Below are 12,384 nucleotides of genomic sequence, written 5' to 3'. Positions count from 1 at the left end.
TGAGCGTCGAAGACGTACTCCGTGCGTGAGCGCCGAAGCCGTGCTCAGTGCGCGAGCGCCGCTTCCGTCCCGACGATGCTGTCGTCGGCACCGTCGTCGCCACCCTCCAGGTGCTGCTTCGGCTTCGCCGGAAGCGCGAACATCACCAGGAAGATCACGGCGAGCACGCCCGCCACCCAGCCCATCGCGTTCTGGAAGGCGTCGGCGAACGCCAGGCCCGCCTCCGTCTGAGACTTCGGGGCGGGCTTGCCGTCGATCACGCCGAAGAAGACCACCGACACCAGGCCGAGGCCCAGCGCGTTGCCCATCTGGCCCGTCGTGTTGATCAGGCCCGAGGCCGAACCGGCGTGCTCGCGCGGGACGTCCGAGAGCACCGCGTCCGTCAGCGGCGCCACGATCAGGCCCATGCCGAGACCCATGACCACCAGCGGCGGAATCATCTGCCAGGACGTGATGTCCGTGCCGTACCGGCCCGCCTCGAAGAGGTAGAGCAGCACGCCCGCGATCATCGTCAGCGCACCCGTCTGGAGCACCTTCCGGCCGAAGCGCGGCACCAGCTTCTGCACCGAGAGACCGGCGGCCGTGGAGACCGCGATCGAGAACGGCACACCGGTCACACCCGCCCGCAGCGGGCTCCATCCGAGGCCCATCTGCATGTACATCGTCCAGACCAGGAAGAAGATGCCCATCACGACACCGAAGGTCAGCTGCACCGCGATACCCGCCGCGAAGCTCTTCACCTTGAACAGCGACAGCTCGATGAGCGGCGAGCCGTCCTTCTTCGTCTTGTACTTCTCGTACGCGATGAGCCCGCCGAAGACGACCAGGCTGCCGGCCATCATCAGGTGGCCCCACAGCGGCCAGTCGAGCTCACGCCCGCGCGTCAGCGGGTAGATCAGCATCAGCAGCGCGGCCGTCACCAGGAGCACGCCCACGATGTCGAGGCGGAGCGCCTTCGGGGCCTTCGACTCGGTGATGAACTTGCGGCCCAGAAGCAGGCCCGCGATGCCGACCGGCAGGTTGATCAGGAAGATCGGGCGCCACTCCAGGCCGGCGATGTTCCACTGCGTGAGCAGCGCGCCGAGCAGCGGGCCGGAGACCGCGCCCAGACCGATGATCGCGCCGAACAGACCGAAGACCTTGCCGCGCTCGTGCGCCGGGAAGGTGACGTGGATGATCGACAGGACCTGCGGCACCATCATCGCCGCCGCCGCGCCCTGGAGGAGGCGGGAGCCGACCAGCATCTCCTGGTTGGCCGCGAAGCCGCAGAGGGCGGAGGCGAGGGTGAAGCCCGCCGTGCCGAGAAGGAAGAGCCGCTTGCGGCCGAAGATGTCACCGAGGCGTCCACCGGTGATCAGGCCGGCGGCGAACGCGAGCGCGTACCCGGCGGTGATCCACTGGATGGCCCCGAAGGAGGCGCCGAGGTCCCGCTTGATGCTGGGGATCGCGATGTTGACGATCGTGGCGTCGACCAGGTCCATGAAGGCGGCCGTCATGACGATGGCCAGGGCTATCCAGCGCCGCTTGTCGCTCGTATCCGTGGGAGCCGCGTCCGTGGTGGCGCCGGCGTCGTGTGCACTCATACGAAGAAGATAGAGGCCATCTAGGTCAAATAAAGGCCTAGATGACCCTCATCCTGGAACGCATGACGGACACCCCGGTACGACTCCTGAATCTGCTCTCGCTCCTGCAGACCCCTCGCGAGTGGCCCGGCAGCGAGCTCGCCGAACGGCTCTCGGTCTCCCCCCGCACCATCCGCCGGGACATCGACCGGCTCCGCGACCTCGGCTACCCCGTCGAGGCGACGCTCGGCGCGTTCGGCGGGTACCGGCTCGTCGCCGGTACGGCCATGCCACCGCTCCTCCTCGACGACGAGGAGGCCGTCGCCATCGCGGTCGGCCTGCGGGCGGGGGCGGGGCACGCGATCGAGGGGGTGGAGGAGGCGTCCGTACGGGCCCTGGCGAAGCTGGAGCAGGTCCTCCCGGCGCGGCTGCGCCACCGGGTCTCCACCCTCCAGAACGCGACGATCCCGCTGACCCGGGGCGACGGCGCGACGGTCACCCCGGCGACCCTGACCGCCCTGGCGGGCGCGGTGACCGGCCGGGAGAAGCTCCGCTTCGGCTACCGGGCGGGCGACGGGGCCGAGTCGAAGCGCCTGGTCGAGCCCTACCGGCTCGTCTCCACCGGGCGCCGGTGGTACCTCGTGGCGTACGACCTGGGGCGTGAGGACTGGCGCACCTTCCGGGTGGACCGGGTGAGCGATCCGCTCGCCACGGGGGCCCGCTTCACGCCCCGCGAGCTGCCGGCGGGCGACGCGGCGCAGCTCCTGGTCCGCTCCATGTCGCGGGCGCAGCCGGAAGTCGACCTGGACGTGTCCTTCGAGGCGCCCGCCGACTTCGTCACGGCGCGGCTGCCGTCGCACCTGGTCCCGACCGCGACGGGACCGAAGAGCTGCCGCCTGCGGACCCGCTCGACGGACTCCGTCGAATGGCTGGCCATCCGGCTCGCCCTGGTGGACGCCCCCTTCACGATCCGGAGCCCGGCGCCGCTGCTCACGTACGTGGAGGACCTGGCGACGAGGCTGGCGGCGGCGACACACGGCTGAGGGCGCAGCCGCACGGCGAGGGGGAGCGGGTACCGGGGGCTTGCCCCGGTACCCGCGCGCCTCGGCCGGCCGCTCTAGGCCACCGCGTCGAAGCCCGTGTCGTGGGCCATCTTCTTCAGTTCCACGAGCGCGTGCTTCTCGATCTGGCGGATCCGCTCGCGCGTGAGGCCGTGCTGCTTGCCGACCTCCGTCAGCGTCCGCTCGCGCCCGTCCTCGATGCCGTACCGCATGCGGATGATCGACGCCGTCCGGTGGTCGAGCTTGTCGATGAGGTCGTCGAGCTCCTCGCTGCGCAGCAGCGTGAGGACCGACTGCTCCGGCGAGATCGCCGACGTGTCCTCCAGGAGGTCGCCGAACTGCGTCTCGCCCTCGTCGTCCACCGACATGTTCAGCGAGACCGGGTCACGCGCCCAGTCGAGGACGTCGACGACGCGCTCGGGCTTCGTGTCCAGCTCGGCGGCGATCTCCGCCGGCTCCGGCTCGCGGCCGTGCTCCCGGTTGAACTCGCGCTGCACCCGGCGGATCCGGCCGAGCTCCTCCACCAGGTGGACGGGGAGCCGGATCGTGCGGGACTGGTCGGCGATCGACCGGGTGATGGCCTGGCGGATCCACCACGTGGCGTACGTGGAGAACTTGAAGCCCTTCGCGTAGTCGAACTTCTCGACCGCGCGCACCAGGCCCGCGTTCCCTTCCTGGATCAGGTCGAGCAGCGGCAGCCCGCTGCGCGGGTAGCGCCGGGCGACGGCCACCACGAGCCGCAGGTTGGACTTGATGAAGAGGTCCTTGGCACGCTCGCCCGCCTCGTAGAGGGCTTCGAGCTCCTCGCGGGACGCGCCGCCGGCCTCGGTCGACCCCGCCGCGGCAGCGGCTGATGTCACAGCTCCGTCGAGTATCTGCCGGGCGTACACCCCGGCCTCGATCGTCTGGGAGAGCTCGACCTCCTTGGCGGCGTCGAGCAGGGGCGTGCGCGCGATCTCGTCGAGGTACATGCCGACCAGGTCGCGGTCGGCGATCTCCCCGCCCACGGCGCGAACGCTGCTTGCCCGTGCGGCCCCGCTCTTGGCGGAGGTCTGACGACGGGCGACGGCACGGGTTGCCATGCGTGCTCCCTTGCTGAGTAGGTCGCGACACCTTTTCGGGTGCCCTGCATCCGACGGAAACAACGACTGGAATCAGGACAGAATTCCCACCCGGCACATGGATTTTCGCGATCATGCAGTATCCTGCGGCGCTGCCGCCCCTGCGGGCATGCCGCGGGCACCCATGGAGGTGCAGGTCAGACCGGGCACGGAGGGTGTTCCGGCGCCGCTCGCGGGTCCCACGACCACACTGTCGGTGAGACCGCGATCACAAGCGGCGTCACCCCTCAAGACGCTCGGACGGGCCATCGGGTTGCCCACCCGGAGGCCGAGCCTCCTCGGCCTCGCGGACTAGGTCCGAGCGGCCTCCCGGACTAGGTCCCGAGTCCGTTACGCGCCGCCCCTCCCTCGCCCTAGCGTCGGCTCCATGAGCGACGCACGCGGCACCGACGCATCCGGCACCCTCGCATCCGGCACCCTCGACGAAGCCCTCGAACGCCTCCACACCGCAGGACCCGAGCGCAACGGCTGGCTCACCAATCACGCCCCCATGGCCGTCGAGGCCCTGGTCCGCAACGGCCAGGCCTCGACCGTGCACCGCTGGCTCGACCGGTACGCCCACAAGCTGGAGGAGCTGCCGCCGCCGTCCCGGCCCGTCACGGCCGACGACTGGTGGGAGGCGCTCGGCGACCCGGCCCGGATCACCGACTGGACCCGCTTCTTCACCCGCGAGCTCGACGGGCGCCCCTGGCGGGAGGTCCTCGCCGAGTGGTGGCCCCGGCTGCTGCCGGGGATCGCGGCCTCGGCGACGCACCCCGTGATCCGCACCGGTCATGCCGTGCGCACCCTCCTGGCGTCCGGGGACGAGGGAGTGACCGCGCCCCGCCGCGCCGAGCTGGCGCACGCGCTCGGGTACTGGGCGGCCCGCAGTCTGCCGCTTCCCCCGCTGAGCCCGCTGGCCGCGGCGCCGACGGCGGCGGCCGCACTGGACGCCGTACCGCCGGTTCCGGTGCAGGACGGCGGGATCCGGGACCGGCTCGCGCAGCTGACGGCGTTCCCGGTCTGGGGTACGGCCCCGGACCCCGACACGGCGAGGGACCGGCTCGTCGAGCTGGTCACGGCAGCCACGCACCGGTACGCGACCCATGGCCACGGCGAGCCGATCATGCTGGTCCACGCGGCGACCGCGCCGAACGCGGTCCTGCGCGCCCTGCCCGCGCTCCCCCGCGGGCTGTGGGCGCCGAGCTTGGCGGCGGCGTGGTCGGCGTCGGCCGCGGTGACCGCCGCGTACACCCCGCCGGAGCCCGCCGCGTACACGCCGACCGCCCTCACCGCCGAGGAGGTCTTCGAGCGGGCGGCGGCACACGGCGACGACCACACGATCAAGTTCACCGACACGGCGCTCGACGTCGGCGGCCCGCTCGCCCTCGCCGCCGCCACGCGCTCGATCGAGCTGAACCCACCGGTGTTCTAGCCCCGGGCGGGCCGGGGCGGGCCGGGGCGGGGCAAGCCGGGCCGGGGCGGGCTACCCGAACTGCACCGACCGCTTGGCGAGCCCCATCCAGAAGCCGTCGATCACCGACCGCTCCGCATCGAGGTCGCCGGCCGCGTCCGCCGCGCCCATGGTGACGAAGAGCGGGGCGAAGTGTTCCGTGCGCGGATGGGCGAGGCGCCCGGCCGGCGACTTGTGCTCGAAGTCGAGGAGCGCGTCGACGTCCTGCGCGGCGAGGGCCTCGTGCCCCCAGGCGTCGAACTCGGCCGACCAGCCCGGCACACCACCGCCGGTGTGCCGGAGGGCGGCCAGGTTGTGGGTGAAGAAGCCGCTGCCCACGATCAGGACGCCCTCGTCGCGGAGCGGGGCGAGCCTGCGCCCGATGTCCATGAGGCGGCGCGGGTCGAGGGTGGGCATCGAGATCTGGAGTACGGGGATGTCGGCGCCCGGGAACATCTCGACGAGCGGCACGTACGCGCCGTGGTCGAGGCCCCGGTCGGGGATGTCCTGCACGGGATGGCCGGGTGCGCGGAGCAGCTTGCGGACGGCCTCGGCGAGCTGCGGGGCGCCGGGGGCCGCGTACTGGACGCGGTAGTAGTGCTCGGGGAAGCCCCAGAAGTCGTAGACGAGGGGGACGGTCTCGGTGGCGCCGAGGGCGAGCGGGGCCTCTTCCCAGTGGGCGGAGACCATGAGGATCGCCTTGGGGCGCGGGAGGTCCGCGGACCAGGCGGCGAGTTCGCCGGGCCAGACGGGGTCGTCGGCGAGCGGCGGGGCGCCGTGGGACAGGTAGAGGGCGGGCATCCGTTCGAGCGTGGCGTCCATGGCGACCACCTCCGGTTTCCGACGTAGACAGCGAACTGGCGCGTGGACCGGTTCCGTACCGGCTCAGGGGCCGGTTCCGTACTGATTCACGACTGGTTCTTGAAACTTCAAGCGTTCTGTCCTACACCGTAGACCTATGTAGTTCAACTTTCAAGAATGAGTCGTACGATTGGGCATCATGGGAGACATGACCGAACCCCGCTGGCTCACCGACGAGGAGCAGCACGTCTGGCGCGCGTACCTGCACGCCACCACGCTCCTCGAAGACCACCTCGACCGCCAGCTGCAGCGCGACGCCGGAATGCCGCACATCTACTACGGGCTGCTCGTCCAGCTCTCCCAGGCCCCCCGCCGCCGGCTCCGGATGACCGAGCTGGCCAGAAGCGCCAAGATCACCCGCTCCCGGCTCTCCCACGCGATCGCCCGCCTGGAGAAGAACGGCTGGGTACGGCGGGAGAACTGCCCCTCCGACAAACGCGGCCAGTTCGCCCAGCTGACGGAGGAAGGCGTGGAGGTCCTCCGTCAGAACGCCCCCGGCCATGTGGCGGCCGTGCGCCAGGCCCTCTTCGACCGACTCGCGCCCGAGCAGGTCGAACAGCTCGGCGCGATCATGCGCGTCATGGCCGAGGGCCTCGAACCCACGGACGCGGACGCGGACCTGCCCTGGCTCCGCTGAGCGGAACCAGGGCAGGTCCTGACGGGAACGGCGCGGGTCAGTGCGCGATGACCGGCACCTTCACCTCGTCGTCCGCGCCCTCGCCGGAGGCGGCGACGGCCCCGGTGTCCGGCTTCCCGGTGGTGATCAGGGTGAAGGCGATCACGGCCGAGGCGACCAGGATGCCGACGGCCCACCAGATGGCCGCGGTGTAGCCCTCGACCATGCCCTGGAGCTGGAGCATCTTCTGGGCGGCCGGGGTGGTCGCGCCCGCCGCGTTGTCCACCAGGTACGCGGTGGTCGCCGAGGCGGCGATCGTGTTCAGCAGGGCCGTACCGATGGCGCCGCCGACCTGCTGCGAGGTGTTGACCATCGCGGAGGCCACACCGGCGTCCCGCGGGTCCACGCCGTGCGTGGCGAGCGACATGGCCGGCATGAACGCCGTGCCCATGCCCAGACCCAGCAGCAGCTGCGCGGGCAGGATCAGACCGGCGTACGAGGTGCCGACCTCCAGCTGGGTGAGCAGCAGCATGCCGACACCGGCGGTCAGGAAGCCGGGGGCCATGAGCAGCCGCGGCGGGACGCGGGTCATGAGCCGCGTACCGATCTGCGTCGAGCCGATGATCATGCCCGCGATCATCGGGAGGAACGCGAAGCCCGTCATGACCGGCGAGTAGCCCTTCACGACCTGGAGGTAGTAGGTCAGGAAGAGGAACAGGCCGAACATCGCGATGACGGCGAGACCCAGCGACAGGTAGACACCACCGCGGTTGCGGTCGGTCAGGACGCGCAGCGGCAGCAGCGGGGACTTCACCTTCGCCTCGGTGAGCACGAAGGCGCCGAGCAGCACGACGGAGCCGACGAACAGGCCGATCGTGCCGGCGTCGCTCCAGCCCGCGGACTCGGCGCGGGTGAAGCCGTAGACGAGCGCGACCAGACCCAGGGTGGACAGGATCACGCCGGGGATGTCGAGGGTGGAGCGGTTGCGGCTGCCCGCGGGCTCACGGATGACGAGGTACGCGCCGACGGCGGCGACGATGGCGAACGGGATGTTGACGAAGAAGGTCCAGCGCCAGTTCAGGTACTCGGTGAGGAAACCGCCGAGGATCAGGCCCACGGCGCCGCCACCACCGGCGATCGCGCCGTAGATGCCGAAGGCCTTCGCGCGCTCCTTGGCGTCGGTGAAGGTCACGGCGAGCAGCGAGAGCGCGGCGGGCGCGAGGAGCGCTCCGAAGGCGCCCTGGAGCGCGCGGGCGCCGAGCATCATGGCCTCGCCGGTCGCGGCTCCGCCGAGGGCGGACGCGAGGGCGAAGCCGATCAGGCCGACGACGAAGGTGCGCTTACGGCCCCACAGGTCGGCGATGCGACCGCCGAAGAGGAGCAGACCGCCGAAGGCGAGGGCGTAGGCGGTGATGACCCACTGCCGGTTGCCGTCCGATATCCCGAGGTCCTGCTGGGCGGAGGGCAGCGCGATGTTCACGATCGTCGCGTCGAGCACGACCATCAGCTGGGCGAGGGCGATGAAGACGAGCGCTTTCCAGCGGCCCGGGTCGGGGTGGGTCAGGGTGTTGGCGGGGACTTTCGGCATGGGGGTAGCCACCTCTTGGCGCGTACTGGTGAAAAAAGGACGTAAAGGTGAGTCAGGCGGGCGGAGTGCCGGTTACGTGAGTCGGGATCCCCCGGAGAGGACGGCGCTCACGAGCAGGAGTCGCGTCGCAGGTCCTCCAGGGTCGCGGCCTTCCCGGGCAGCTCGGAGCGCGCGGGCGCCTCCAGGCCGTCGAGGAACAGCAGCAGGTGACGGCGGACGAACTGGTCGAAGGACGCGCAGCCCGAGCCGGGCAGCGGTCGGGTCAGCTGGGAGAGCGCCACCATCAGGTCCCCGACGCCCACGTCGGTGCGCAGTCGGCCGGCCCGCTGCGCCCGCTCCACGAGGCCCTGGACGGCCTCCTCCAGGCGGTCGCGCTCGGCGACCAGGTCGGGGTGGTCCTTGTCGAAGGCGCCGTCGAGCATCGGGCACAGGGCACCGACGCGCTCGTCGGCGGCGCCGAGGGTGAACCGGCGGAGCGCGGCGAACGTGTCGCTCTCCTCCTCGGCGGCCCGTTCGGCGACCTCGGTGACGCGGGCCATGAGCGAGAGGACGACCTCGTGGACGAGGTCGGTGCGCTCGGGGAAGTTCCGGTAGAGCGTGGCGTTCCCGACGCCGGCCCGGCGCGCGATCTCGTCGTAGGGCACCTGGGACCCGAACTCGACGAACATCTCGCGGGCCGCCGTCACGATCCGCTCGCGGTTGCGCAGGGCGTCCGCACGCGGGCGGGGTACGCGGCGGGCGGACGCGGAATCGGTGACGGTGCTGGTCACGCCACGACCTCCTCTGAGGGTCATCTCGGGGATATCCGGGGAGGGACTCCCCACTTCGCTGAACACAGTCATAAACGGGGACCGAGTCCCCGGTTATTTCCCCGGCGACATGTGACCTGGGTCACATCGCCCGCCCCTCCCGGGAGACCCGCGCTCCGGCCCCCGACCGGTCCACCGATCGGGCCACCCGGCGCGCGCCTCGGAACCACTCGCCACAGGCTGATCGCACAGCGCGGCCCCGCGCGTACCGGAAGGGGCCGCGGCGCCGACCTGCCCCCACCGGAGAGGCGACCGTATGCAGCACCCCCGCCGACGGATACGCAGACCCGTCGCCCTGGCCGCGACCACGGCGCTCTCCCTCACGCTGCTCGCCTCCGCGAGCACCACGCTCCCCGGGCCGGCCCCGGCCTCGGCCGGCCCCGTGGCCGCCGCGCCCGCCGGCGCCCAGCTGGGGCCCTGCCGGATCGCCACCACGATGGGCGTACAGATGTCGGAGGGGCTGCCCACGGCCCCCGGGTACGTGCGGTCCACGGGCCAGGTCAGGGCGCTGAACCTGATGGTCGACTTCCCCGACGCCCCCGGGGACGGCGCGGCGATGGGCCGCTTCCGCGAGTTCTTCCCGCAGACCGCCGACTGGTTCCGCACCAGCTCGTACGGGCGGCTGCACTACCAGGCCGAGGCCCCGATACCCGACTGGCTGCGGATGCCCAAGGCGTTCTCGGCGTACGGGATCGAGCGCGGCTCACCGTACGAACCCGGATACCGCACCCTCGTCGAGGACATCGTGAAGACGGCCGACCCGAAGGTGGACTTCAGCGCGTACGACCTGGTCAACGTCCTGGTCACGCCGAACGCCGGGCCCTCCGCCCTGGACACCGTCCTCTCCGTGACCTTCTCCGGAAACGACGACGCTCCGTACGCGGACGGCGTGCCCCTCGCCAACACGTCCTTCGTCTACAGCCGCCAGGACGACGGCTCCGGCAGCTTCGCCGAGACCGGCTACCGGGTCCTGCCGCACGAGAACGGCCATGTCTTCGGGCTGCCCGACCTGTACACCTCGGACGGCGGCGGGACCGTCGGACACTGGGACATCATGTCCGAGGACTGGGGCGCCAACAACGACCTGCTCGGCTGGCACAAGTGGAAGCTGGGCTGGCTCGACAACGACCAGGTCGGCTGCGCGTCCGGCCCCGGCACCGGCGACTACACCCTCACCCCGCTCGCGGTCGCGGGCGGCCCCAAGCTCGCGTTCGTCCCGCTCTCCGACACCTCCGGGTACGCGGTCGAGGTCCGCAGCAAGGACGGCAACGACGAGGCGGTCTGCGAACAGGGCGTCCTGGTCTACCGGGTGGAGTCCGACGTGGACACCGGCCACGGCCCGGTGACCGTCTCCGACAGCGAGCACGCGAGCGGCGGCTGCACCCGGCGCGCGAACGTCCACGCGGAGCTGTCGGACGCGCCGTACCGCCCTGGCGAGACGTTCACGGACCGCGCCAACGGCATAAGGATCAGCGTGCTGGAGGAGGACGAGAGCGGCACGTACCGGGTCCGGATCACCCGCCGCTGACAGGACCGGTCACCCGCCGCCGAACAGGCCGCCCCGCAGCTCCCGCTTGAGGATCTTCCCGGTCGGGTTCCGGGGCAGTTCCTCCTCGCGTACGAGGACATGGGCGGGCACCTTGAAGGCGGCGAGCCGCGCGCCCACGTGCGCGCGCAGCTCGTCGAGGGCGACGGCGGCGCCGGGCCGCAGCCGGACGACGGCCGCGACCTCCTCGCCCAGGAGCGGGTGCGGCACACCGAGGACGGCGGCGTCGACGACGTCCGGGTGCTGCTGCAGCACACCCTCGACCTCGACGCAGTACACGTTCTCGCCGCCCCGGACGACCATGTCGGTGAGCCGGTCGACGATGCTGACCCGCCCGTCCGCGTCCACGCGCGCGAGGTCCCCGGTCCGGAACCACCCGTCCTCGGAGAACGCGGCGCGGGTCGCCTCCTCGTCGCGCCAGTAGCCGCGGACCAGGGCCTGCCCGCGCAGCCACAGCTCGCCGACGCCCTCGGCGTCCGGCCGGTCGATCCGCACCTCGGTGGTGGGCGAGGGCCTGCCGACGCTCCCGGGGTGGGCGCGGTACTCGGCACCGACGTTGGACAGGACCCCGCCGCTGGTCTCGGTCAGCCCGTAGCCGTTGCGGGGTTCGAGCCGCTCCCCGTACCCGGCGGTGATGCCGTCGACGATGCCGGGCGGGGCGGCGGCGCCCCCGGTGCTCAGCAGGGCGAGGCTTTCGAGCCCGTCGCCGGTGGCGCGGGCGAGGTCGAGCAGTTGGAGGGCGGTGGTGGGGACGCCCGCGTAGTGGGTGACGCGGTGCTCCCGGATCAGTTCGAGGGCCCGGCCGGCGTCCCACTTCCGCATCGTCACCAGGGTCCCGCCGGCCGCCATCACCCCGTAGAAGGAGGTGAAGGCGGCCACGTGGAAGAAGGGGAAGGTCGTCAGCGACACGGGCACGGGCCCCGTCCCGGGCACGTCCCCGCGCGCGAGGGCCGCCGCCGCGGCGAAGTACCGCGGATTCATCGCGGCCCCGGCCTGGGCGAGATGGGTGGCGACGGCGCCCTTGGGCCGCCCGGTGGTGCCGGAGGTGTAGATGATCGTGGCGTCGTGCTCGGGCAGGACGTCGACGACGGGCGGCCCGAGGTACGGATCGGTGTCGGGGACGTACGCCTCGAAGCCCTCCCCCGTCTCCGTCTCCGTCTCCGTCTCCGTCTCCGTCTCCGGGTGGAAGACGATCCCGGGCACGCGGTTCCGGGCGGCCCACTCCCGCACCCGCCCGACCCGCTCCCCGTCCACGAGCAGCACGCCGGGAGCGCAGTCGTCCAGGGCGTACGTGAACTCGCCCTCGGTCCACCAGGCGTTGAGGGGTACGGCGACGAGCCCGGCGAGCTGGGCGGCCCAGAAGGCGACCTGCCACTCGGGATGGTTCCGCATGGCCACCACGGCCCGGTCCCCCGGCCGCAGCCCGTACTCCCCGACGAGTCGCCGGGCGAGCCCGCAGGCGGCGTCGAAGAACTCGCGGTACGTCGTCCGCCCGCCGTCCTCGGAGACGAGGAACACCTGATCCCCGTATCCCCAGACGACCTCGACGAACTCCCGCAGGGTCCGCGGCCCCGACGCGTACACCCCGTCGCTCACCTCGAAGGGAGCGCCGGGCGCGGTCAGCCGGGATTCCGGGCCGGGCGTTTCCATGACGAGGACCTCCTGCGCGCGTGCTCCCGGTGCGCGGCGACGCTATGTCGCGCCCACGGTCAGGTCAATCCCGCCCTGCCGGGAAAGCTGTCGAGAGATATCTATTGACAGATTTCTATCGAGAGAACACTCTCATTA

General features: G+C 71.8%; 10 protein-coding genes. 4 read left to right on the top strand and 6 right to left on the bottom strand.

Annotated elements, in window-relative coordinates; translation table 11 throughout:
- Nucleotides 1–44: 44 nt before the first annotated feature.
- Nucleotides 45–1,583, bottom strand: coding sequence for an MFS transporter (locus OG259_RS24380; RefSeq protein ID WP_328944201.1), 1,539 nt, complete (start codon nt 1,581–1,583; stop codon nt 45–47).
- Between the two features lie 62 nt (nt 1,584–1,645).
- On the opposite strand from OG259_RS24380, the gene OG259_RS24375 reads away from it, so the two are divergent.
- On the top strand, nt 1,646–2,605 hold the full coding sequence (locus OG259_RS24375; protein WP_328944200.1) for a helix-turn-helix transcriptional regulator: 960 nt from the start codon (nt 1,646–1,648) through the stop codon (nt 2,603–2,605).
- A gap of 74 nt (nt 2,606–2,679) precedes the next feature.
- Here OG259_RS24375 and OG259_RS24370 read toward each other — a convergent pair whose 3' ends face one another.
- The gene (locus tag OG259_RS24370; RefSeq protein WP_328944199.1) at nt 2,680–3,705 is read right to left on the bottom strand and encodes a sigma-70 family RNA polymerase sigma factor; all 1,026 of its coding nucleotides are present in this window, start codon (nt 3,703–3,705) and stop codon (nt 2,680–2,682) included.
- Between the two features lie 406 nt (nt 3,706–4,111).
- On the opposite strand from OG259_RS24370, the gene OG259_RS24365 reads away from it, so the two are divergent.
- The gene (locus OG259_RS24365; protein WP_328944198.1) at nt 4,112–5,158 is read left to right on the top strand and encodes a questin oxidase family protein; all 1,047 of its coding nucleotides are present in this window, start codon (nt 4,112–4,114) and stop codon (nt 5,156–5,158) included.
- 51 nt (nt 5,159–5,209) lie between these two features.
- On the opposite strand, the gene OG259_RS24360 is transcribed toward OG259_RS24365, so the two are convergent.
- Entirely contained in the window at nt 5,210–5,998 is a 789-nt protein-coding gene (locus OG259_RS24360; RefSeq protein ID WP_328944197.1) for a dioxygenase family protein, read from the bottom strand.
- Between the two features lie 187 nt (nt 5,999–6,185).
- On the opposite strand from OG259_RS24360, the gene OG259_RS24355 reads away from it, so the two are divergent.
- Nucleotides 6,186–6,674, top strand: coding sequence for a MarR family winged helix-turn-helix transcriptional regulator (locus OG259_RS24355; protein WP_328944196.1), 489 nt, complete (start codon nt 6,186–6,188; stop codon nt 6,672–6,674).
- A 37-nt stretch (nt 6,675–6,711) separates the two neighbouring features.
- Here the strand turns inward: OG259_RS24355 and OG259_RS24350 are convergent, their stop codons facing one another.
- On the bottom strand, nt 6,712–8,241 hold the full coding sequence (locus OG259_RS24350) for an MFS transporter (protein WP_328944195.1): 1,530 nt from the start codon (nt 8,239–8,241) through the stop codon (nt 6,712–6,714).
- A gap of 107 nt (nt 8,242–8,348) precedes the next feature.
- Nucleotides 8,349–9,011, bottom strand: a complete 663-nt coding sequence (locus OG259_RS24345; protein ID WP_328944194.1) for a TetR/AcrR family transcriptional regulator — start codon at nt 9,009–9,011, stop codon at nt 8,349–8,351.
- A 295-nt stretch (nt 9,012–9,306) separates the two neighbouring features.
- Here OG259_RS24345 and OG259_RS24340 point away from each other — a divergent pair, with 295 nt between their 5' ends.
- A complete protein-coding gene (locus OG259_RS24340; RefSeq protein ID WP_328944193.1) occupies nt 9,307–10,578 on the top strand; it encodes a M6 family metalloprotease domain-containing protein in 1,272 nt (423 codons plus the stop codon).
- Nucleotides 10,579–10,587: 9 nt separating this feature from the next.
- Here the strand turns inward: OG259_RS24340 and OG259_RS24335 are convergent, their stop codons facing one another.
- Complete coding sequence (locus OG259_RS24335; protein ID WP_328944192.1) at nt 10,588–12,246, bottom strand: class I adenylate-forming enzyme family protein; 1,659 nt, start codon at nt 12,244–12,246, stop codon at nt 10,588–10,590.
- Nucleotides 12,247–12,384 lie beyond the last annotated feature (138 nt).

Source organism: Streptomyces sp. NBC_00250, from assembly GCF_036192275.1.
Lineage (GTDB): Bacteria > Actinomycetota > Actinomycetes > Streptomycetales > Streptomycetaceae > Streptomyces.
The sequence above is the reverse complement of the archived record's forward strand: the minus strand, read 5'-3'. Positions and strand labels throughout refer to the sequence as shown.